At 31.5% G+C, this 22,046-nt stretch carries 23 protein-coding genes; 12 read left to right on the top strand and 11 right to left on the bottom strand.

The window, feature by feature from the left end; all coding sequences use genetic code 11:
- The 8 genes from lpxB to AJ887_RS00195 all read left to right on the top strand — a co-directional run.
- Positions 1 to 1,094 (top strand): lipid-A-disaccharide synthase (lpxB, locus tag AJ887_RS00230; protein ID WP_261659750.1); only part of this gene is annotated, 1,094 nt, incomplete at its 5' end.
- Between the two features lie 11 nt (positions 1,095 to 1,105).
- On the top strand, positions 1,106 to 1,591 hold the full coding sequence (gene greA / locus AJ887_RS00225; RefSeq protein ID WP_070284639.1) for a transcription elongation factor GreA: 486 nt from the start codon (positions 1,106 to 1,108) through the stop codon (positions 1,589 to 1,591).
- A 9-nt stretch (positions 1,592 to 1,600) separates the two neighbouring features.
- Positions 1,601 to 2,359 carry a UDP-2,3-diacylglucosamine diphosphatase gene (locus tag AJ887_RS00220; protein WP_353477136.1) on the top strand — a complete coding sequence of 253 codons (759 nt, stop codon included), beginning with the start codon at positions 1,601 to 1,603 and terminating at the stop codon, positions 2,357 to 2,359.
- Entirely contained in the window at positions 2,352 to 3,308 is a 957-nt protein-coding gene (locus tag AJ887_RS00215) for a chemotaxis protein (protein WP_002870846.1), read from the top strand. Before AJ887_RS00220 ends, AJ887_RS00215 begins: the two co-directional genes overlap by 8 nt.
- A gap of 3 nt (positions 3,309 to 3,311) precedes the next feature.
- Positions 3,312 to 5,621, top strand: coding sequence for a chemotaxis protein CheW (locus AJ887_RS00210; protein ID WP_044779558.1), 2,310 nt, complete (start codon positions 3,312 to 3,314; stop codon positions 5,619 to 5,621).
- Positions 5,622 to 5,625: 4 nt separating this feature from the next.
- A complete protein-coding gene (locus AJ887_RS00205) occupies positions 5,626 to 6,147 on the top strand; it encodes a chemotaxis protein CheW (protein WP_002870848.1) in 522 nt (173 codons plus the stop codon).
- Positions 6,147 to 6,770 carry a phosphoserine phosphatase SerB gene (serB, locus tag AJ887_RS00200; RefSeq protein WP_070284635.1) on the top strand — a complete coding sequence of 208 codons (624 nt, stop codon included), beginning with the start codon at positions 6,147 to 6,149 and terminating at the stop codon, positions 6,768 to 6,770. The genes AJ887_RS00205 and serB overlap by 1 nt, the downstream gene beginning before the upstream one ends.
- Positions 6,770 to 7,747 (top strand): transaldolase, encoded by a 978-nt coding sequence (locus tag AJ887_RS00195; protein ID WP_052949483.1) that lies wholly within the window; start codon positions 6,770 to 6,772, stop codon positions 7,745 to 7,747. The genes serB and AJ887_RS00195 overlap by 1 nt, the downstream gene beginning before the upstream one ends.
- Here the strand turns inward: AJ887_RS00195 and AJ887_RS00190 are convergent, their stop codons facing one another.
- The 10 genes from AJ887_RS00190 to AJ887_RS00145 form a co-directional block, all read right to left on the bottom strand.
- Positions 7,748 to 8,170: a hypothetical protein gene (locus tag AJ887_RS00190; protein WP_002870851.1), complete on the bottom strand. Its 423-nt coding sequence runs from the start codon at positions 8,168 to 8,170 to the stop codon at positions 7,748 to 7,750.
- Positions 8,167 to 11,436, bottom strand: coding sequence for a carbamoyl-phosphate synthase large subunit (carB, locus tag AJ887_RS00185; RefSeq protein ID WP_070284633.1), 3,270 nt, complete (start codon positions 11,434 to 11,436; stop codon positions 8,167 to 8,169). The genes AJ887_RS00190 and carB overlap by 4 nt, the downstream gene beginning before the upstream one ends.
- Before the next feature lie 260 nt (positions 11,437 to 11,696).
- Positions 11,697 to 12,446 carry a rod shape-determining protein MreC gene (gene mreC, locus AJ887_RS00180; protein WP_070284632.1) on the bottom strand — a complete coding sequence of 250 codons (750 nt, stop codon included), beginning with the start codon at positions 12,444 to 12,446 and terminating at the stop codon, positions 11,697 to 11,699.
- A complete protein-coding gene (locus AJ887_RS00175; RefSeq protein ID WP_002861059.1) occupies positions 12,436 to 13,476 on the bottom strand; it encodes a rod shape-determining protein in 1,041 nt (346 codons plus the stop codon). The genes mreC and AJ887_RS00175 overlap by 11 nt, the downstream gene beginning before the upstream one ends.
- Positions 13,477 to 13,486: 10 nt before the next feature.
- Positions 13,487 to 14,710 (bottom strand): ATP-dependent Clp protease ATP-binding subunit ClpX, encoded by a 1,224-nt coding sequence (gene clpX, locus AJ887_RS00170; RefSeq protein ID WP_070239950.1) that lies wholly within the window; start codon positions 14,708 to 14,710, stop codon positions 13,487 to 13,489.
- Positions 14,703 to 15,494: an acyl-ACP--UDP-N-acetylglucosamine O-acyltransferase gene (lpxA, locus tag AJ887_RS00165; protein ID WP_070239949.1), complete on the bottom strand. Its 792-nt coding sequence runs from the start codon at positions 15,492 to 15,494 to the stop codon at positions 14,703 to 14,705. Before lpxA ends, clpX begins: the two co-directional genes overlap by 8 nt.
- Positions 15,494 to 15,934 carry a 3-hydroxyacyl-ACP dehydratase FabZ gene (gene fabZ / locus AJ887_RS00160; protein ID WP_070239947.1) on the bottom strand — a complete coding sequence of 147 codons (441 nt, stop codon included), beginning with the start codon at positions 15,932 to 15,934 and terminating at the stop codon, positions 15,494 to 15,496. The genes lpxA and fabZ overlap by 1 nt, the downstream gene beginning before the upstream one ends.
- A gap of 94 nt (positions 15,935 to 16,028) precedes the next feature.
- Entirely contained in the window at positions 16,029 to 17,120 is a 1,092-nt protein-coding gene (locus AJ887_RS00155) for an epoxyqueuosine reductase QueH (protein ID WP_070239946.1), read from the bottom strand.
- A complete protein-coding gene (bcp, locus tag AJ887_RS00150; protein WP_070239944.1) occupies positions 17,120 to 17,575 on the bottom strand; it encodes a thioredoxin-dependent thiol peroxidase in 456 nt (151 codons plus the stop codon). Before bcp ends, AJ887_RS00155 begins: the two co-directional genes overlap by 1 nt.
- Positions 17,572 to 17,778: a 4-oxalocrotonate tautomerase family protein gene (locus AJ887_RS00145; protein ID WP_052782100.1), complete on the bottom strand. Its 207-nt coding sequence runs from the start codon at positions 17,776 to 17,778 to the stop codon at positions 17,572 to 17,574. The genes bcp and AJ887_RS00145 overlap by 4 nt, the downstream gene beginning before the upstream one ends.
- Before the next feature lie 174 nt (positions 17,779 to 17,952).
- Here AJ887_RS00145 and ilvE point away from each other — a divergent pair, with 174 nt between their 5' ends.
- Genes ilvE through AJ887_RS00125 form a run of 4 tightly spaced genes read left to right on the top strand, consistent with a single transcriptional unit; the run spans position 17,953 to position 21,017 of the window.
- Entirely contained in the window at positions 17,953 to 18,867 is a 915-nt protein-coding gene (gene ilvE, locus AJ887_RS00140) for a branched-chain-amino-acid transaminase (RefSeq protein WP_070239942.1), read from the top strand.
- Positions 18,868 to 18,879: 12 nt separating this feature from the next.
- Positions 18,880 to 19,965, top strand: coding sequence for a prohibitin family protein (locus AJ887_RS00135; protein WP_070284630.1), 1,086 nt, complete (start codon positions 18,880 to 18,882; stop codon positions 19,963 to 19,965).
- 12 nt (positions 19,966 to 19,977) lie between these two features.
- Positions 19,978 to 20,508: a DUF2393 domain-containing protein gene (locus AJ887_RS00130; protein ID WP_002870863.1), complete on the top strand. Its 531-nt coding sequence runs from the start codon at positions 19,978 to 19,980 to the stop codon at positions 20,506 to 20,508.
- A complete protein-coding gene (locus AJ887_RS00125) occupies positions 20,508 to 21,017 on the top strand; it encodes a DUF2393 family protein (protein WP_002861050.1) in 510 nt (169 codons plus the stop codon). Before AJ887_RS00130 ends, AJ887_RS00125 begins: the two co-directional genes overlap by 1 nt.
- Positions 21,018 to 21,137: 120 nt before the next feature.
- Here the strand turns inward: AJ887_RS00125 and AJ887_RS00120 are convergent.
- A partial coding sequence (locus AJ887_RS00120) for a methyl-accepting chemotaxis protein (protein ID WP_250537851.1) occupies positions 21,138 to 22,046 on the bottom strand: 909 nt, incomplete at its 5' end.

Below are 22,046 nucleotides of genomic sequence, written 5' to 3'. Positions count from 1 at the left end.
TGAAAACCTTTTTAGTTTGTGCTTTAGAGCCTTCAGCAAATTTGCATTTAAAAGAAGTCTTAAAAGCTTATAAAAAAGACTTTGGTAAATTTGAAATTCATGGGATTTATGATGAGAGCTTATGTAAAGAATTTGATCTAAATTCTAAGCCGTTTTATAGCTCACATGAATTTAGTGCTATGGGTTTTATAGAAGTTTTACCTTTGATTTTTAAAGGAAAAAAAGCTATAAAAGAACTTGTAAATTTAAGTTTTACTCAAAAAATAGATGGGATTTTATGTATAGATTCGCCCGCTTTTAACATACCTTTTGCAAAGGCTTTAAAAAAAGCAGGTAGTAAAATTCCACACATTTATTATATTTTGCCTCAAGTTTGGGCGTGGAAAAAAGGTCGCATACCTATCATAGAAAGTCATTTTGATATTTTAGCTTCTATTTTACCCTTTGATAATCAGTTTTTTAACAAAAGCACTTATGTAGGCCATCCGCTTTTAGATGAGATAAAAGAATTTAAAAATAAAGAAGACATTAACAATATACTTTTAAAAAAAGATGATGAAAAAACTATAGCCTTTTTACCAGGTTCAAGGCGTAGTGAAATTAGGCGTTTGATGCCTATTTTTAAAGAACTTTCTCAAAAATTTAAGGGTGAAAAAATTCTTTGTGTTCCCCCATTTAATCTTGAAAAATTAGAAATTTATGGTGATATTAGTGAATTTAAAATAGAAAGTAACACTCCAAAAGTGCTTAAAAAAGCTGATTTTGCCTTTATTTGTAGTGGAACGGCTACTTTAGAAGCAGCTTTAGTGGGAACTCCTTTTGTTCTTGCTTATAAGGCAAAGGCTATCGATATTTTTATCGCAAAACTTTTTGTAAAATTAAAACACATAGGACTTGCAAATATTTTTTGTGATTTCGCTGGAAAAGAAGCTTTAAATCCTGAATTTTTACAAGATAAAGTCAATGTTTTAAATTTATATGAAGCTTATAATAAATATGATTATAAGGCATTTTTTGCTAAAGTTGATTTTTTAAAAGAATATTTACAATTTGGAAGTGCTAAAAATTTAGCAAAAATCCTAAGCGAAATATAAAAGGATAAATCATGCAAAAAGAACCAATGAGTCAATTTGGCTATGATAAATTAGCCGCGGAATTAAAAGATTTGAAAGATAATCAACGCCCTGCCGTTGTAATAGAAATCGATACAGCAAGAAGCCATGGAGATTTAAAAGAAAATGCGGAATACCATGCTGCAAGAGAAAAACAAGCTTTGATAGAAAGTCGTATTGCAGAGCTTAGTGACTTGCTAGCAAGAGCTCAAGTGATCGATCCTTCAAGCTATGAACATGATAGTGTGAAATTTGGTTCAAGTGTTGTGATCGTGGATTTGGATACAGAAAAAGAAAGCAAATATACTCTAGTAGGAATTTGCGAAGGAGATTTAGATAAGGGTTATATTTCCATCGCATCTCCAATAGCCAAAGCTATGCTTGGGAAAAAAGAAGGAGATGATTTTAAAGTGCGTTTGCCAAAAGGTGAGAGTGAATTTGAAATCCTTTCTATAAATTATGAGCCTTTGAAATTTTAAGGATAAAAAATTTTACTACAAAATGGAGCGATTTTAATCGCAGATGCTCATGAAAATGAACAAAGAAAGGGATTTTGGGAATTTTTACAATCCTTAAAAAAAGGTAAAATTTCCACCCCTCAACTCATACTTATGGGTGATATTTTCGATTTGCTTATAGGCGAAATCTCTGCTACACATGAATTTGCTAAACCTTACATAGAACTTTTAGAAGAATTGGCCTTAAAGATTGAAATTATCTACTTAGAAGGCAATCATGATTTTAATCTTTCTTGTTTTTTTAAAAGGGTGAAAATTTTTAACTTACAAAAGCAACCCATAAAGCTTAATTTGCATACAAATAAAGGTAATAATCTTGTTTTAAATAACGCTTTTATAAAATTAGCTCACGGGGATATTTTTTTACCACCTCTTTTACAATTTACTCTTAAAACATTAAGAAATCATTATTTGCTTATATTTTTGAATTTTTTAAATATTATTACTTGTAATTTTATTTCAAATAAAATTCTTCAAAATCAAAACAAAAAAAACCTTTTTTATCAAATAAAAGATTTTGAAAATTTAGCAAAAAAAAGATATGAAAGATATGAAAATTTAGGATTTTGGGTATGTGAAGGACACTATCATCAAAATCATCAAATCAACAAAGAAAACATTAAATATCTTAACTTAGCTAGTTTTGCATATGAGAGAAGTTTTTTTGTAGTAGAATATCAACAAGAAATCAAATTTCGAGAACAGAAATTGAGGGGTCAAAATGTTTGATGAAAATATCGTGAAAACGGGTTCAAATGAAATGGAGCTTGTCGATTTCCGTATCTTTAAGCAAGGACACGATAAAGTCTATGAAGGAATTTATGGTGTAAATGTTTCTAAGGTAAGGGAAATTATAAAAATCCCAAGCCTTACAGAACTTCCAGGTGTACCTGATTACATCGAAGGTATCTTTGATCTTCGTGGAGTGGTTATACCTGTAGTCAATCTTGCCAAATGGATGCAAATCACTGAGCCAGAAAGCACTATGCTAAAACCTAGAGTTATTATCACTGAATTTAGCAATATTCTTATTGGTTTTATAGTTCACGAAGCAAAAAGAATTCGTAGAATAAACTGGAAGGATATAGAACCAGCAACTTTTTCTACAGGATCAGGTGCTTTAGATAAAGGTAAAATCACAGGTGTAACACGCATTGAAAATGATGAAGTGTTGCTAATTTTAGATCTTGAAAGTGTTGTTGAAGATTTAGGAATTTACGCTCCAAAAACAGATATAGATTTTGGAAAAATAGAAAAATTTACTGGAACAGCACTTATACTTGATGACAGCATGACTGCTAGAAAACGCGTCAAAGAAATGATGCAACAGATGGGCTTTCAAGTTGTTGAAGCTAAGGACGGCGTAGAGGGCATAAACAAATTAGAAGAATTAAGCCAAGTTTATGGTGAAAGTTTAAATGATACTTTAAAAATTATAGTAAGCGATGTCGAAATGCCACAAATGGATGGTTTCCACTTTGCTGCACGCATTAAAGAAGATTCAAGATTTAAAGATATTCCTATAGTCTTTAACTCGTCTTTATCAAATGAATTTATGAATGAGAAAGGTGTTCAAGAAGCTGGTGGAGAAGGCTATCTTGTCAAATTTAACGCTAGCGATTTCTTCAATGAAATTGCAAAGGTTATTAAAAAACATCAATCTCAAGAACAGGGGTAAAATATGGAAGATATGCAAGAAATACTTGAAGACTTTTTGGTTGAAGCTTTTGAGCTTGTTGAGCAAATCGACCATGATTTAGTAGAGCTTGAATCAAATCCAGAAGATTTAGAATTATTAAATAGAATTTTCCGTGTTGCACATACGGTTAAAGGATCATCAAGTTTCTTAAATTTTGATGTTTTAACAAAGTTAACTCACCACATGGAAGATGTTTTAAATAAAGCAAGACATGGCGAGTTAAAAATAACTCCAGATATCATGGATGTGGTTTTAGAGTCTATTGATAGAATGAAAACTTTGCTTAATTCCATTCGTGATAATGGCAACGATACTGCTATTGGTATGGACATAGAACCAATTTGCGCAAGATTAACAGCTATTTCAGAGGGAGAGTCTCCTGTTGCGGCAACAGATTCAAATGAAAAATCTACTCCACAAGCAGAACCAGAAGCACCGAAACAAGAAATAGCTACTCCAGAACCTGAAGTAGATGTTAATCAATTAAGTGATTCTGAAGTTGAAGCTGAAATAGAAAGACTTTTAAAAGTTAGAAAAGCTGAAGATCAAGCTCGTCGCGCACAAAAGAAACAAACAACAAATGCAGCAAATAAACCGACTAACAATACAGCAAATAAACCTGCGGAAAGTGGAGAGAAAAAAGTTCCTGCTTCAGGTAGCAATGCTAGCAGTATGGATCAAACCATACGCGTGGAGGTAAAAAGATTAGATCACTTAATGAATCTAATTGGGGAGCTTGTTTTAGGTAAAAACCGTTTACTTAAAATTTACGATGATGTTGAAGAGCGTTATGAAGGAGAAAAATTCCTTGAAGAACTTAATCAGGTTGTAAGTCAATTAAGTATTATTACAACTGATGTTCAGCTTGCTGTAATGAAAACAAGAATGCAACCTATAGCAAAAGTTTTCAATAAATTCCCAAGAGTTGTTCGTGATTTGAGTCGTGAATTAGGAAAGCAAATAGAACTTGAAATTACAGGTGAAGAAACTGAACTTGATAAATCTATCGTAGAGGAAATTGGCGATCCTATCATGCATATGATTAGAAATTCATGTGACCATGGTGTTGAGGATCCAGCAACTCGTGCAGCTAATGGAAAACCTGAAAAAGGTATAGTTCAACTTAAAGCTTATAATGAAGGCAATCACATCGTTGTAGAAATTACAGATGATGGTAAAGGACTTGATCCAAATGGCTTAAAAGCAAAAGCTATAGAGAAAAATTTGATTACCGAAAGAGAAGCAGATCAAATGACAGACAAAGAAGCTTTTGCTTTGATTTTCAAACCTGGTTTTTCAACTGCGGCTAAAGTAACAAATGTTTCAGGTCGTGGTGTAGGAATGGATGTTGTTAAAACCAACATCGAAAAACTTAATGGGGTAATTGAAATTGATAGTGAGTTAGGTAAAGGAAGTTCATTTAAACTTAAAATTCCTCTTACCTTGGCAATCATTCAATCTTTACTTGTAGGAACTCAAGAGGAATTCTATGCAATTCCACTTGCAAGCGTTCTTGAAACAGTTAGAGTACCAATTGATGATATCTATACTATCGAAGGTAAAAATGTATTACGCTTAAGAGATGAAGTGCTTTCTCTTGTGAGACTTTCAGATGTATTTGGAGTTAAACAAGTCCTTGAAAGCGGTGATCAAACTTATGTCGTTGTTATAGGGGTAGCAGAAAGCAAGCTTGGTATTATAGTAGATACTCTTGTAGGACAAGAAGAAATAGTTATTAAATCTATGGGTGATTATTTACAAAATATCCAAGGTATAGCAGGAGCTACAATCCGTGGTGATGGTAGAGTGACATTAATCATCGATGTAGGTGCTATGATGGATATGGCCAAAGAAATTAAAGTTGATATTAAAGCGCAATTAGAATCAAGTGCGAAAAAACCTAAAGAACAACCGAGTGATTATAAAGTCTTAATTGTAGATGATTCTAAAATGGATAGAACTTTAATGCAAAAAGCTTTAGAACCACTAGGAGTTAGTTTAGTTGAAGCAACCAATGGTGTTGAAGCATTGAATATTATAAAATCTGGCGAACATGATATTGATGCAATGCTTATAGATATCGAAATGCCAAGAATGGATGGATACACCTTAGCTGGTGAAATTAGAAAGTATTCTAAATATCGTAACTTACCACTCATTGCAGTTACTTCAAGAACAAGTAAAACTGACCGCTTAAGAGGTGTTGAAGTGGGTATGACTGAATATATCACTAAACCTTATTCTCCAGAATACTTGGAAAATGTGGTTAGAAAAAATTTGAAACTAGGATAAGAATATGAGTAATGAAAAATTAGAGCAAATTTTGCAAAAACAGCAAACTCAGATGGCTGGTCCTGATGTCGATCAAAGAGAAGATGATATCATCCAACTTGTCGGCTTTGTAGTTGGAGATGAGGAATATGCGATTCCAATTCTTAATATACAAGAAATCATCAAACCTATAGAATATACTAGAGTTCCTAGCGTACCTGATTATGTTCTAGGGGTTTTTAATATGCGTGGTAATGTTATGCCACTCATTGATCTAGCTCAACGCTTTCATTTAGGAAGTTCTAAAATGACACCTCAAACAAGATATATTGTTTTAAGAGGTGAGACAAATGGAACTGGAGTTGGAGGAAATGCTGGTTTTGTTATAGATAGATTAACTGAAGCAATTAAAATTCACAGAAACAGAATCGATCCACCGCCTGAAACTTTAATTAAAGACAAAGGTATGATTTATGGTATAGGAAAAAGAGATGAAAATATCTTAACTATACTCAAAGTAGAAGCTTTACTTAAGCGCGAATTTTAATGATTAAACTTTGTGTTTTTGACTTTGACGCTACTTTAATGGATGGTGAAACCATCGATATTTTAGCTACAGCGCATGGCAAGGGTAATCAAACAAGCGAAATTACCCGCCATGCCATGACTGGAGAGCTTGATTTTTTCGAAAGTCTTCAAAAACGAGTAAGCCTTTTAAAAGGTATGTCTTATAAAAAAGTTTTAGAATTAAGTAGCACACTTCCACTAATGCATGGAGCATATGAACTTATCCAATATTTAAAATCTAAAAATATACAAATTGTTATTTTTAGCGGTGGTTTTCATGAAGGCATAGATCCTGCTATGCAAAAACTTGGAATTAACCTCGGTTTTGCAAATTATCTGCATCATAAAAATGACATTTTAACAGGGCTAGTTGGTGGGGAAATGATGTTTTCAAATTCAAAAGGCTTAATGCTACAACGATTAAAAAGCTTTTTAAATTTGAAAACAGATGAAGTGATGTGTGTTGGCGATGGGGCAAATGATTTGGCAATGTTTAACGAAAGTGGATTAAAGATTGCATTTTGTGCTAAAGAAATTTTACGTTCTAAAGCTGATATTTGCATAGATATAAAAGACTTAAAAGAAATAATAAAGGTAATATAATGAAAAATTTTTCTCTTTGGTGTGATTTTATAGAAAATAGTTTTTTAGATAATGAATTTTTAAATTTATTATCACATGGAATTAATGGTGCTACTTCAAATCCTGCTATTTTTAAAAATGCTATTTTAAATTCTCCAATTTATAAAGATAAAATTCTTAAATTAAAAGGAAAAAAAACAAAAGATATTTATGAAGAATTAGCAATTTCTGATATTCAAAAAGCAGCTGATAAATTAGCTCCTCTTTTTTATCAAAAAAACGATGGATTTATAAGTATTGAAATAGATCCAAGACTTCATGATAACACGACTCTTAGTTTAGGCGAAGCTAAAAGACTTTATAGTGCTATTAGCAAAGAAAATGTAATGATTAAAATTCCAGCTACAAAAGCTTCTTATGAAGTAATGTATGAACTTATGAAAAATGGTATTAGCGTCAATGCTACCTTAATTTTTTCTCTTGAACAAAGTCAAAAATGTTTTGAAGCTTTAAATGCAGGTTTAGTCGAATTTAGAAAAAACAATATAACCTTAAAAGAACAAAATACTAGAACACCACAAGCTGTTATAAGTATTTTTGTAAGTCGTTTTGATAGACTTTTAAATCCTAAAGCCAAAGAGCAAAATCGTATTGGAATTTTAAATGCAAATTTAGCTTATAACAATATCTACTCAAAAAATGAACCTAATATTCGCGCCTTGTTTGCAAGCACTGGAGTTAAAGGAGATGATCTGCCAAAAGACTATTATATCAAAGAACTTCTTTTTGAGAATTCTGTTAATACTGCTCCTCTTGATGCAATAGAGGCATTTAAAGGAAAAATGGATTTTAAAAAACCTTTAATGAATTTTGAAATTTATACAGAACTTAATCAAATCATTTCTCAAAGTGAACGAGAAAAAGCTTGCAATGATTTGTTAAGCGATGGCATAGAGCAATTTTGTATTGCTTTTGAAGATATTTTAAAAGCTCTTTAATTAACGTATTTTTATCATTTTATTCTTTGAAAGTTTTAATATTTTTGATGGGATATTTTCGAAAAATTTCTCATCAAGTATTATATCAGCAACACTTCTAGCCCATTCTTCATCAAATTCTTTTCCATGCTTATTTGCCGAAGATGAATAAAAATAGCCATTTTTACTTAAAAAATTCGCATGTTTACACTCTTTCACAACGCGAATGGCCTGATTATTTGGATAAATAAAAGTTGTTTTTTTGGAACGACGTACTAAATTTTTAAAAGATTTTGGAATTCTTGCTAAACTTTTTAACTCGCAAAATTTCGCAGAAGTGATTAAGCAAGATTGATTTTTATCTCTACCTTTTAAAGCATTAATCTCTTCTAAATTTTTACTTAAAAATCCTACCGTAGTATCTGTTTGAGCTAAATAAATCAAGATTTAAGCCACTCTTGCAAACTCTTTACATCTAAGCAAGATTTACTCTGTATAGCTTTAATCGATTTTGCACCTGCTAAAGCTGATCGTAAATTTGTAAAATAAGGTATTTTAAAACGAATGATATTTTCACGAATTTTTTTTGTATCGCCTTTAAAACTGTGACTATCGCTTGTATTGATAACTAAGTGAATTTCTCCATTTTTCAATTTATCTTCAACATTGGGGCGTCCTTCTGAAATTTTATGTACAAGCTCACACTCAAAACCACTTTCTAAAATTTCCTTGCAAGTTCCCCCGGTTGCCATAAGTTTAAAGCCAAGTTTTACATATTCTGCAGCGATTTTTTTGGTATATTTTTTATCCTTATCTTTTAAGGAGATAAATACCACGCCTTGCTCTGGAAGATGATTAAACGATGCGATTTGACTTTTTGCGTAAGAATTTGCAAAATCCTTACTTATACCCATAACTTCACCTGTTGAACGCATTTCAGGGCCTAATTCTAAATCACTTCCACTAAGTTTTGCAAATGGAAATACTGCTTCTTTTACACTCATATATTTTGGAGTTTTAGGGCGTAAAATTTTAGTATCAAAATTAACCACTTTGAAAGTATCATAAAATTTCAAAGCTTCTTTTAAATTTCCTTGCCACATCACACGCGTTGCTACTTTTGCCAAAGGGATACCCGTAGCTTTACTAACAAAAGGCACAGTACGACTAGCTCTAGGATTTACTTCTATCATATAAAGCTCATTATTATGTAAAGCAAATTGTATATTTAAAAGCCCTACAACTCCTAAATTTAAAGCAATATCTGCGGTTTTTTGTGCAATAAATTCTTGCATTTTTTCATCGATATTGCAAGGTGGTAAAGAACAAGCACTATCGCCTGAATGAATTCCTGCTTCTTCTATATGCTCCATAATTCCTGCCACATAAACATCTTTGCCATCACAAATCGCATCAACATCAATTTCTGTAGCATTGTCTAAAAACTGATCGATCAAAACAGGACTTTTATCACTCACATCTACAGCTTCTTGCATATAGAGTCTAAGTTCGGCCTCATCATTTACCACACGCATCGCACGCCCACCTAAAACATAACTTGGTCTTACAAGCACAGGATATCCTATATCACTAGCTTTAAGCACTGCTTCTTCCACACTTGTTGCAGTGGAATTTTTTGGCTGATTAATACCTAGTTTTGTAATAAATTCGGCAAATTTCTTTCTATCTTCTGCCATATCAATTACTCTTGCGCTAGTACCTATAATCTTAGCTCCAAAAGCACTCAAACGCTTAGCAAATTTCAAAGGAGTTTGTCCACCAAAATGCACAATCACTCCATCAGGTTTTTCACGCTCAATCACCGCTCTTAAATGTTCAAAATCAATAGGCTCGAAATACAAAATATCACTTGTATCATAGTCAGTCGAAACGGTTTCAGGATTACAATTATACATAATGGTTTTAATACCCATATCTTTAAGCGCAAAAGAAGCATGTACGCAAGCATAGTCAAATTCTATACCTTGTCCTATGCGATTTGGCCCCCCACCTATAATCATCACTTTTTTTTCTTTTTTATCCTTAGCATCGTTTTTACTTTGAGTGAGTTCGCTTACATTGATACTTGAATAAAGATAAGGAGTTAAAGCTTCAAATTCACCCGCACAAGTATCCACTTCACTAAATTCTGCGATGATTTTTTGCTTCATTCTCGCATAATAAATATCATTTTGGCTTAATTCTAAATTATCTTTCAAATTTACAAGCAAAGCTACCATTTTATCTGAAAAGCCCATAGTTTTTGCTTTTCTCAAAAGAGCTTTATTGTTTAAAATATCCATATCAATTTGCTCTTCAAAATCTACAATTTCTTTAATCTGTGTTAAAAACCAAGGATCTATTTTACAAAGCTCATAAAGTTCTTCTACGCTAAAACCTTCTCTAAAAGCTTGAGCAACATAAAGCAAACGCTTTTCATTGGCATTGCGAATTTTAAAAACAAGATCATTTCTATCTTCAAATTTTACTCTATCAAAACCACTCAAAGAACGCTCAAGAGAACAAAGTGCTTTTTGTATACTTTCTTTAAAAGTGCGTCCTATAGCCATTACCTCACCCACACTTTTCATAGCTGTACCTAAAGTTGTATTTGCTCCTGGAAATTTTTCAAAAGTAAAGCGAGGAATTTTTGTCACAATGTAATCAATCACAGGCTCGAAAGATGCAGGAGTTCCTGTAATGTCATTTTTAATCTCATCTAAACTAAAGCCTACTGCCAAAAGTGTCGCAACCTTTGCTATAGGATAACCCGTTGCCTTAGAAGCTAAAGCACTTGATCTTGAAACCCTTGGATTCATTTCTATAACTATCATTCTTCCATTTTTTGGGTTGATAGCAAATTGTACATTACTTCCGCCTGTATCTACGCCAATTTCACGCAAAATAGCAAAAGAAGCATTACGCATAACTTGATATTCTTTATCCGTCAAAGTTAATGCTGGAGCTATTGTAATACTATCTCCTGTATGAACTCCCATAGGATCGATATTTTCTATACTACAAACTATGATACAATTATCCGCTCTATCGCGTATAACTTCCATTTCATATTCTTTCCAACCTAACAAACTTTCTTCAATCAAAATTTCATGGATAGGCGATAAAGCTAAAGCAGTATTAGCGAGTTCTTTAAATTCGTCCATATTATAAACCACACCACTTCCAGCACCTCCTAAAGTATAAGAAGCACGGATCATCAAAGGAAAGCCGATTTCATCTACGGCTTTTAAAGCTTCATCATAATTATACGCATACATCGATTTTGGCAAATCCATGCCGATTTTTTTCATACATTCTTTAAAGACTTGACGATCTTCGCCTTTTTTAATCGCCTCAGGATTTGCGCCTAAAAATTTTACATCTCCTAAAAGTCCGCTTTCATAAACTTCCATAGCAACATTTAACGCTACTTGTCCACCCATAGTTGGCAAAATTGCATCAATTTTTTCTTTTTTAATAATACTTAAAATACTTTCTTTTGTTATGGGTTCTATATAAGTTGCATCTGCAAATTCAGGATCTGTCATGATAGTTGCAGGATTTGAGTTGATTAATACTACACGATATCCTAATTCTTTTAAAGTCTTTGCGGCTTGAGTTCCAGAATAATCAAATTCACAAGCTTGTCCTATCACAATAGGACCACTTCCTATAAGTAAAATACTTTTAATATCTGTTCGTTTTGGCATAAATTTTCCTAAGAGCATGAATTTGAGCTGATTATAACAAAAATTAGTTTTATAAACTTTGAAATTATCGATATAATTTTAAAAAATAAACACCCTGCTTTTAATCTAGGAAATAATACATAAAGAAATTTAAGATTTTTTATAAAATTCTCATTCGATTATAAAAATTTATTTGATAATTTAACAAAATTTTTAGCATTAAACAAAGTTATAATAATTAGCAAAAATATAGAAAATTTTTAAAAAGTCTAACCCTTGACTTATAAATTATCTACTACATATAAATAAGCAGGAATACTGATCTTAACATAAGGCTTTACTTCTACACTTTGATACATATCTTCATCATCAACTCTATTCACAATCCCAACAGGGACATCCGAAAAGAAAATATTATCAAGTCCGCTTGTTAAGATTTCATCTCCGACATTAATTTTCGCCCACTTTGGAATAAATTTAACCACAACCTTGCCATTTTCACCTTGAATTAAACCTGGAGCTTTGGATTTTCCTATATAAACAGAAAAAACACACTGATCATCACCTTGCAGAAGAGCCATTGTTCTGCCATCTTTATTAATAGCTATACCTGCAGTATATCCTTGATATATTAAACCACGATTTTTACCAACGGGAATTTTGCTCCAATCTAGCCATAATTTTTTATAATCACTCAATTGAACATAAGAAATAACTCTAGTTAAAGAAACTTGAGGTAAATATTTTGTAGAATTTTGATCCTCTAAAATACGATTTAATTGATTTGCAAAACTAGTTACCTTTACGGCAATGTCTTCTAATTCCTTATTTCTAGCTTTTAATTGCTGAATTTGATTTGCTTGATTAAAATGTTCTGAAATTTTTTCTTTCAAATAATCTTTAATATTATAAAAATTACCTATAACAAAGTCATTAACACGGAGAACATTTTGCTTGATAAGTCTTCCATAATAAAAAGATATAAAAACCAAAAAGGCTAAGACAAGAACATAAAAAATCTTATTCTTCATTGGTTAATTGTTGCAATAATGAAATTTCCTCTAAAGCTTTACCTGTTCCTTTTGCTACAGCTAAAAGCGGTTCATCTGCGATATAAACTGGCAAACGCACAATTTCACTTAAGTATTTATCAAGACCACGAATCAATGCTCCGCCACCTGTTAAAACTACACCATTTTCTACTATATCGCTTGCTAAATCAGGCGGCATCATTTCAAGAACCATTTTTAAAGCATCAGCAATTTCTTTCAAATACTCACGCATTGCTTCTCTTACATCTTCACTTGTAAGTTCAATACGACTTAAAAGTCCACTTACCTGATCACGTCCTTTTACCACCATAGAAAGTTCTTTTGGAAGTTGTATTGCTGAACCTATGGTGATTTTGATCTCTTCGCCTGTTCTTTCACCTATGATAAGATTGTATTTTTCTTTTACATAATTAACTATACTCATATCAAGCTTATCTCCAGCTGTACGAATAGACTTTGAAATCACAAGTCCACCCAAAGAAATCACTCCGATCTCAGTAGTTCCACCCCCTATATCTACCACCAAATTTCCTTTAGGTTCTTGTATAGGCAAACTTGCACCAATAGCCGCTGCCATAGGCTCTTCAATCAAAAATACCTCTCTTGCACCTGCGCTTAAAGCACTTTCTCTTACCGCTTTTCTTTCAACTTGAGTTAAACCATAAGGAACAGAAATGATAATTCTAGGGCGTAAAAAACTTTTTCTACGGTGTGTTTTTTCTATAAAATAGCGGATCATTTTTTCAGTCATATCAAAATCTGCAATCACGCCATCTTTCATAGGACGAATAGCTTCGATATTGCCTGGAGTTTTTCCCACCATATCTTTAGCTTCTTTACCTACGGCTAAAATTTTTGCTTTGGAACCATACCTTTCTCTTTCAACTGCCACAACAGAAGGCTCATTTATCACTATACCCTTATCTTTTATCAAAACTAGCGTATTAGCTGTTCCTAAATCAATCCCCATATCACTAGAAAAAAATCCTATAAGTTGATCTAATATCATTTCTATCCTTTTAACTTATTTTTCTTTTTATTAATAATGCTTTTGCATTGTCTTTAACAACTTCTTTAGTTATTACAATATCATAATTTTTATACTCTGGTAACTCAAACATTAAATCTACCATCATTTCTTCTATAATACTTCTAAGTCCCCTAGCCCCTGTTTTTCTCTCCAATGCAAGTTGTGCGATAGCTCTTAGAGCATCTTCTTCAAATTTTAAATTTACCCCATCAATAGCAAAAAGCTTTTGATATTGTTTAATAATGGCATTTTTAGGCTCAGTTAAAATTCTTACCATATCCTCTTCATTAAGCTCATTTAAAGATGCAATCACATGCAAACGACCTATAAGCTCAGGAATCAAACCAAAATGCACCAAATCATCAGGTTCAATTTTCTCAAGTAAAGCTTTATTTTCTTCTTTTGCATCATCAAAAAAGCCCACAACTTTATCGCCAAGTTTTCTTTTTAAGATAGTTTCCAAACCATCAAAAGCTCCACCACAAACAAATAAAATATTTGAAGTGTCAATTTGTATAAACTCTTGATTTGGATGTTTTCTTCCCCCTTTTGGTGGAATATTTACCAAACTTCCTTCGATAATCTTAAGTAAAGCTTGTTGCACACCCTCTCCACTTACATCACGAGTAATAGAACGATTTTCACTCATTCTAGCAATTTTATCAATCTCATCAATAAACACTATACCTTTTTGAGCTCTTTGCACATCTCCATCTGCAGCTTGTAAAAGACGTGTTAAAATATTTTCTACATCCTCACCTACATATCCTGCTTCAGTTAAAGAAGTCGCATCACAAATTGCTATAGGTACATCTAAAAATTTAGCTAAAGTTTGTGCCAATAAAGTTTTTCCACTTCCTGTTGGCCCAACAAGTAAAATATTTGACTTAAAAAGCTCTGTATCATCATCTTGAAGTTCGGTTTTAAAAAGTCTTTTATAATGATTGTATACTCCAACACTAAAAACTTTTTTAGCTCTATCTTGTCCTATGACATAACGATCTAAATAAGCTTTTAATTCTTTTGGAGTGATATCTTTAAATTCTGTATTATAGCTTTGTTTAGGTTCTTTAAATTCTTTTTCTTCTCCATAAATAATACTATAAGCACCTTCAACGCAATATTCACAAATAAAAGCATCATCATTTTCATTTGCTAAAATTCTTCTTTGTGGATTCTCCACTTCATTGCAAAAACTACATTTTCTAGGCATTATTTTTACCCCTATAAAAAGGAATTCCGCGCTTTGTTTCTAATATAAAATGGCACATTTTTTTAACATTTTCACTTTCTTGATTTTCAAGTAAATTTTTAGCATTTTCTTTTAAATCTCCTTGTCTAAATAAAGTTTTAAAAGCTCTGCTAAGTCTATCTACTTCATCTTTATCAAAACGACGACGAATACCTACTAAATTTAAACTTCTAATACTTGCACGATTTCCTTCTGCTAAACAAAACGGTACTATATCCTGAGAAAGTGCACTTGCTCCTGCTATCATACAACCCTCACCTACTTTGACAAATTGATGAATAGGCGTAAGCCCGCCTACAACCGTAAAATCTCCAAGCTCTACATGTCCTGCTAAAGTTGCATTATTAGCTAAAATAATATTATTACCTAAAAGACAATCATGAGCAATATGACAATAAGCCATAATAAAAGCATTATCGCCTATACGAGTAAAACCATCTCCTTTAGCTGTGCCTGAATTTATCGTTGCAAATTCTCTAATAGTTGCATTTTTTCCTATAACAACACCGCTTTTTTGCTCTTCTTTATAAGATATGTCCTGAGGAATATCGCCTACTATAGCATAAGAAAATACACGAGAATGATCACCTATAGTTGTATCTGAAAGAATTCGAGCACCTTGTTTGATGACAACATCATTACCTATTTTAGTATCTTTACCTACATAAGCATAAGCTTCTATTACAACATCGTCACCAAGTTGTGCACCCTCTTCAATCACCGCACTTGGATGAATTTTTTTCATTATTTATCCACTATCATAGCTTTAAGCTCGGCCTCTGCAACTAAATTTCCATCTACAAAAGCTTGCCCTTTAAAAATCCACATATTACCACGATTTTTAACCACGCTCATTTCATAATCAAGCCTATCTCCAGGACGCACAGGATTTCTAAATTTTGCTCTATCTATACCTGTGAAATAAACTACTTTACTTTTTGGATCCACTTTATCTTCCATACTTTCAAAAGCTAAAACTCCACCTGTTTGAGCCATACCTTCTAAAATCAAAACTCCAGGATAGATAGGATGTCCTGGAAAATGTCCCATAAAAACATGGTCGCTTATACTGATGTTTTTATATCCTCGCACCACTTCTTTGACTTTTAATTCTGTAATTTTATCTACTAGTAAAAAAGGATAACGGTGTGGTAAGATTTCTTGAATTTGCATTACATCTATCATTATTAAATTAACCTTGAAAACAATTAAAAATTTTATTATATAAAAAAATCATTAAAAATTATATTAACAAAAAAAGTTTTTCTTAATAAATTTCTTAAATTTTTATAAGCACCTCTTGATTATCATGATAAATTGCACTTTTTGCTATCACTTCATATCTTGAAGGTAAAATATTTTCAAGGATGATAATAGGGCTAAGATTATAAGTTCCAAACAATTTATTACGCCATTTAATTTCTGCTTGCACACTCAAAGGTCTTTTTAAAAAATCTTCAAAATTTTTCCATTTGTTTTTAAAAAATGCATTAAAACGCCAAAATTCAACAAAAACCATTTCATCTTTAGTGCTTCTATAAAAGCCTTCTTTTAAATTTTGTTTTAAATTTTCCTCATCCAAAGAAAATCTTGTATAAGCGTTTTTAAAATGTGAATAAAATAAAATATGAGATTTAACAGGCTTTTTATCTAATTTTATTAAAGCACTTAAAAGACGATAATTTAAAAATTTCTCTCTTAAAATTTCAAATTTTATACCCTTTTTTTCCCATAAAACTATTTTTTTATAAAGAGCTATTCTTGCTTCTATACTTGCAGGTAAAATTTGCTTATTTATAGGAGACATTAACTCATCAATAAAATTCTTATCTTGTTTTTGTTTTTTAAGCCCATAAATACAACCACAATAGTTTTGATGATAAAGCATTTCTTTTTTTGCTAAAGCAAACTGCCTTTGAGTGCCGCCATTTTTACGAAAATCAGGGGCTAAAAACTCTACTCCATAAGGCTCACATTCTTTTTGTAAAGCATTTTTTAACTGTTCTAAATCTTTTTTAGGGCTGGTTAAAAGCGTAGTAGTAAGCTTTTTTTCTCCTATTTTAGCAGCAAATTTAACACTAGATCCCATTCTTACATCAAAACAAATTTCACACCTTGCACCTTTTTCAGGCTCATTTTCATAACCACGCACAGCATTAAGCCATTTTTCATACTCATACTCGCCCTTATATAACTTAATACCAAGTTTATCACAAGATCTTTTTACATCTAAAAATCTTAGTTCGTATTCGCTTAAAGGATGAATATTTGGATCATAAAAATACCCTATGATTTTTTCATCAGGATAAGTCTTTCTAAGTTCTTCAATAAAATAATGACTATCCACACTACAACAAATATGCACTAACATTAAAGACTTTCAAGTACTTTTAAAGCATGATCTTTTACACGAACATTACTATAAATTTGAGCAATCTTACCTGTTTCATCGATAACAAAAGTAGATCGAATAAGACCTTCGTATTCTTTTCCGTAATTTTTCTTAAGCCCCAAAACTCCATAAGCTTTAGCAACTTCTTTTTCACTATCACTAAGTAAAATATGCTTTAAATCAAATTTAGAGATAAATTTTTCATGGCTTGCCACGCTATCAGGACTGATGCCGATAATCACTGCATTTTTATCACCAAATTTATAATAATTTAAACTAAAATCACAAGCTTCTGTAGTGCAACCTGGAGTATTATCTTTTGGATAAAAATACAAAATCACCTTTTTACCAATAAAATCTTTTAATGCTATTTTTACCCCATCTTGATTTAAAAGCTCAAACTGAGGCGCTTTATCTCCTATATTTAAACTCATTTATTTGCCTTTGCTTTGATAGCTTCTACACTTTCTCCGCCAAAGCCTATGTCATAATTTTCTACATCTTCTAAAACCACCACAACTCTTTCTTTACTTTTATTATATTTCGTGCTTAAAAGTTTGGTAATATCAGCTATAAGCTCTGCTTTTTGCTCCTTGCTTAAAGACGGCTTTGCTAATTTAATATTTACCAATGGCATAATTTCTCCTTTTTAACGATAATTTTTCATAATTATTTCAAAAAATACCTAATATTTTTTTTAACAAAAAACCTTAATTTAATAAAAGCTTATTGTTAGTATATTTTTGATAAAATCCCGATTTATTCTTAAAATAATATTTTTTAAGAAATAAACAACTATAAAAGGTAAAAAATGATCTCAGCAGATAAAATTTGGATGGATGGAAAATTAGTTGATTTTAAAGATGCAACTTTACACTTTTTAACCCATTCTTTGCATTATGGCAATGCTGTTTTTGAAGGAACTAGAGCCTATAAAACAGATAAAGGATTGGCAATTTTCAGACTTGAAGATCACACCAAAAGACTTTTAGAGTCTGCAAAAATTACTCTTTTAAATTGTCCTTTTTCTCAAAAAGAGCTTGAAAATGCACAAATTGAACTCTTAAAAGCAAACAAATTTAAAAGCAATGTCTATATCCGTCCTTTGATTTTCTTAGGCGATGGAGTTATGGGACTTTATCATATAAAAGCTCCTGTAAGAGTTGGGATTGCAGCTTGGGAATGGGGTGCTTACCTTGGAGAAGAAGGTTTAGAAAAAGGCATAAAAGTAAAAATTTCGTCTTTTGCAAGAAATAGTGTTAAATCATGCATGGGGAAAGCTAAAGCAAGTGCAAATTATCTTAACTCTCAAATTTCAAAATTTGAAGCTATTGAAGCAGGCTATGAAGAAGCTTTGATGCTTGATGAAGAAGGTTTTATCGCAGAAGGAACAGGAGAATGTTTCTTTATTGTAAAAGATGGGATTTTAATCACACCTCCAAATGATTTTTCTTTAAAAAGCATTACTCAAGATACAGTGCTTAAAATCGCTCATGATCTTGGTGTCACTGTGCTTCGCCAAAGAATTTCAAGAGATGAAGTTTATACTGCTGATGAAGCATTTTTTACCGGAACAGCCGCTGAAATCACACCTATTAACAATATTGATGCAAGAATAATAGGAAATGGTTTAAGAGGATCTGTAACTAAAAAACTTCAAGATGCTTATTTTGATGTAGTTTATGGACGCAATCAAAAATACGCATCTATGCTAACTTATATTTAAAAAAGGAAATAAATGCCAGCTGATTTGAATGATTATTTCAATAAAAAAAATGGAAATTCTAACAATAACGGAAACAACCGTCAAAATTTCAATTTCAAAGCACCAGAATTTAATTTTAAAGGTTTTGGAAAATTCTCTCCGTTTATTTATGGGGTGATTATTATTATCTTATTTTTAATCGTTGCAAAACCTTTTATGGTAATAAATTCTGGAGAAATGGGGATTAAATCAACAACAGGTAAATACGACCCAAATCCATTAGAACCAGGACTTCACTTTTTTTTACCTTTTGTACAAAAAATAACCATAATCGATACTAGAGTAAGACAAATCAACTATGCTTCTATAGAGGGAAGTAATGAAAATTTATCTTCAGGTTCAGGTGTTATTAATAAAAATAGTATTTCTGTACTTGACTCTCGTGGATTGCCTGTATCTATTGATGTTACAGTACAATACCGCTTAAATCCTTTGCAAGTTCCTCAAACTATAGCTACTTGGAGCTTAAATTGGGAAAATAAAATTATTGATCCAGTTGTTCGTGATGTAGTGCGAAGTGTTGTAGGAAAATACACAGCCGAAGAACTTCCTACTAATCGTAATATAATAGCCACTCAAATAGAAGAAGGTATAAGAAAAACCATAGAAGCCCAACCAAACGAACCTGTAGAACTTCGCGCTGTACAACTTAGAGAAATTATTTTACCTTCAAAAGTAAAAGAGCAAATCGAACGCGTGCAAATTGCAAAACAAGAGGCTGAAAGAACTAAATATGAAGTAGAAAGAGCTAATCAAGAAGCCTTAAAAAAAGCTGCCTTAGCTGAAGGGGAAGCAAATGCAACTATAATCAGTGCCAAAGGTAAAGCTATGGCTGTTAAGATAGAAGCAGATGCACAAGCTTATTCTAATAAAGAAATCGCAAACAGCTTAAACACTCCTTTACTAAATTTAAAGCAAATTGAAACTCAAAAAGAATTTAATGAAGCTTTAAAAGTCAATCAAGATGCTAAAATTTTCTTAACTCCAGGTGGAGCAGTACCAAACATTTGGGTTGATACCAAAGATGCTAAAAAGCAAAGTTCTGCCAACATGAACTAAAAGGATACGCAAGTGGAAAAACTAAGAGAAATCGTGCTTTTTTACACTACTCATTTATATTTAGTAGATTATATGCTGATTTTATTAGTTTTTTTTCTCTTCACTTGTGTTTTACTTCTTTGTGTATTTTTACGCCATAGACCTATAGCAGCACTTTTTATTATTGCATTTGATATTATTGTTTGTTTTTTAGTTTATATCTATGGGTATAAACTAATAGACAATGAAGTAAGAACTCGGAAAACCGCTATTACGGATCAAAAAATAATACAAAGTTCAAATGATTTAATTGTTGATTTTAACATTACAAATAATTCAAAAAATAATTTTAAAGAATGTAAAATTACAGCTAAAATTTTTGCGGATAAAATACCTAATGATAATATCATAGAAGAATATAAAAAGAAATTTATCCCTTTTAGACAAAAAAGTAGAGAAATTAAAGATCTAAAGAAAAATGCAACCCAATTTCAAAGAATTGCCTTTGAAAATTTTAACTATGAAAATAACTATACCATACGCTTAGTTTCGGAGTGTTTTTAATGCATTTTACAATTTTTCATATTATAGCTTTTATCATTTTACTTATTTGCTTTGCCTTGATTTGTATTTTAATCTTTCTAAAAGTTAAACAGAAAGAAATGGCTTTGATTTCTTATACCATAGCTACTATTTTTACCGCACTTTTGATATATTCTATTTTTCTAACAATCAATCAATTCACCACTCAAGCCGATCTTAGCAAACTAACCTACACAAGAGATCTAAGACATGAAAGTGTTATCGTAAGCGGAAAGGTTCAAAATCTTACTAAATTTGAAATCAGAAAATGCTATTTGATACTTAGCATATTAAATCAAAAAAAAGTAGGGGGAGAAATTTTCAATGATAAAAATATTCGCAATGCCAAAATGCAAAATACAAGTGTTTCTTACACTATAGAAATTATAGACAAACTTCCAGGTAATACTTATAAAGAATTTAGAGCCAGTGTTCCTTTTCCTCCAAGTTTTGATAACCCTGAATTTTATCACACTCTAAAATGTATTTGATTTAGAAAATACTTAATATTGACAATTAGAATTTCTCTATACCACATTTCATTAAATCTTAAAGAATTAAACATATATTATTTTATAGAGATAACTAGCTTTTTAGCTAGTCATCTAAGATTAAAACCTCTTCTTCTTAACATCTTCTAAGATATTATTAGCTATATCACTTACTGTACTAGAAATAATAGCTGATTCATTAGCAATTTCAACATTATCTTTAGTAGTTTGATCAATTTGTGCTACGCTATCATTGATTTGAGTAATACCTGCAGTTTGTTCTTTAATACTTTCTGCCATATCATTGATAGATTGAACAAGTAAATTAGTATTAGCTTCTATTTCAGATAAAGACTTTTGAGTTCTCTCAGCTAGTTTTCTAACTTCATCAGCCACAACAGCAAAGCCTCTACCATGTTCTCCAGCACGAGCTGCTTCAATAGCTGCATTTAAAGCTAGAAGATTAATTTGATCTGCAATATCTCCTATAATACCTGTAACATTTTTAATCTCTTCAGATTGAGTGATAACATCACTAGTTTTAACTGAAACATTTTGCATAGAAGAAGTGATCTCTTCTAAAGCTGCTGCAGTTTCTTCTAAAGATTGAGCTTGAGAATTTGAAGAAGTGGTTAAGCTTTGAACAGCAGTTTGTAATTTTCCACTTTCATTAGCTAAAGCATTAGCAAAGTCTGAACTTTGTTTTAGCATTTTAACTATTTCATCGCCTAAAGCATTAGTAGTTAATTCAACACTTCCTGAAGCATTAGAGATTTTATTTCTAAAATCTAAGCTTTTGTATTCTTCAAATATTTTATGAATAACATTCATATCAGAACCTACTCTAGCTTGTAAAACATCAAGAAGTTTATTTAGAACATTTTTAAGTTCAATAAGTTGTGGGTTTCTTGGATTAGCAGTAATTCTTGCTGTTAGATTACCACCTTCTACAACTGATACGGTTTGAACTGATTCTTTAACAGCTTGATTGTCTTGTTCTAAACCTTTTTTAGTAGCAAGGATGTTTTC

Origin of the sequence: Campylobacter sp. BCW_6466, assembly GCF_001762835.1 — a bacterium.
Classification (GTDB): Bacteria; Campylobacterota; Campylobacteria; order Campylobacterales; family Campylobacteraceae; genus Campylobacter_D; species Campylobacter_D jejuni.
Note: the sequence above shows the minus strand (reverse complement) of the source record. Positions and strands in the feature narration are given on the sequence as shown.

Excerpts from the sequence above, each read along its gene's own strand:
- AJ887_RS00135 (WP_070284630.1), top strand. The coding sequence starts at position 18,880 with ATGCCAGCTGATTTGAATGATTATTTCAATAAAAAAAATGGAAATTCT.
- clpX (WP_070239950.1), bottom strand. The coding sequence starts at position 14,710 with ATGCCTAGAAAATGTAGTTTTTGCAATGAAGTGGAGAATCCACAAAGA.
- AJ887_RS00145 (WP_052782100.1), bottom strand. The coding sequence starts at position 17,778 with ATGCCATTGGTAAATATTAAATTAGCAAAGCCGTCTTTAAGCAAGGAG.
- lpxA (WP_070239949.1), bottom strand. The coding sequence starts at position 15,494 with ATGAAAAAAATTCATCCAAGTGCGGTGATTGAAGAGGGTGCACAACTT.
- greA (WP_070284639.1), top strand. The coding sequence starts at position 1,106 with ATGCAAAAAGAACCAATGAGTCAATTTGGCTATGATAAATTAGCCGCG.
- fabZ (WP_070239947.1), bottom strand. The coding sequence starts at position 15,934 with ATGATAGATGTAATGCAAATTCAAGAAATCTTACCACACCGTTATCCT.
- AJ887_RS00175 (WP_002861059.1), bottom strand. The coding sequence starts at position 13,476 with ATGATATTAGATCAACTTATAGGATTTTTTTCTAGTGATATGGGGATT.
- AJ887_RS00125 (WP_002861050.1), top strand. The coding sequence starts at position 20,508 with ATGCATTTTACAATTTTTCATATTATAGCTTTTATCATTTTACTTATT.
- AJ887_RS00155 (WP_070239946.1), bottom strand. The coding sequence starts at position 17,120 with ATGTTAGTGCATATTTGTTGTAGTGTGGATAGTCATTATTTTATTGAA.
- AJ887_RS00210 (WP_044779558.1), top strand. The coding sequence starts at position 3,312 with ATGGAAGATATGCAAGAAATACTTGAAGACTTTTTGGTTGAAGCTTTT.
- ilvE (WP_070239942.1), top strand. The coding sequence starts at position 17,953 with ATGATCTCAGCAGATAAAATTTGGATGGATGGAAAATTAGTTGATTTT.
- AJ887_RS00205 (WP_002870848.1), top strand. The coding sequence starts at position 5,626 with ATGAGTAATGAAAAATTAGAGCAAATTTTGCAAAAACAGCAAACTCAG.
- serB (WP_070284635.1), top strand. The coding sequence starts at position 6,147 with ATGATTAAACTTTGTGTTTTTGACTTTGACGCTACTTTAATGGATGGT.
- mreC (WP_070284632.1), bottom strand. The coding sequence starts at position 12,446 with ATGAAGAATAAGATTTTTTATGTTCTTGTCTTAGCCTTTTTGGTTTTT.
- AJ887_RS00195 (WP_052949483.1), top strand. The coding sequence starts at position 6,770 with ATGAAAAATTTTTCTCTTTGGTGTGATTTTATAGAAAATAGTTTTTTA.
- AJ887_RS00215 (WP_002870846.1), top strand. The coding sequence starts at position 2,352 with ATGTTTGATGAAAATATCGTGAAAACGGGTTCAAATGAAATGGAGCTT.
- bcp (WP_070239944.1), bottom strand. The coding sequence starts at position 17,575 with ATGAGTTTAAATATAGGAGATAAAGCGCCTCAGTTTGAGCTTTTAAAT.
- carB (WP_070284633.1), bottom strand. The coding sequence starts at position 11,436 with ATGCCAAAACGAACAGATATTAAAAGTATTTTACTTATAGGAAGTGGT.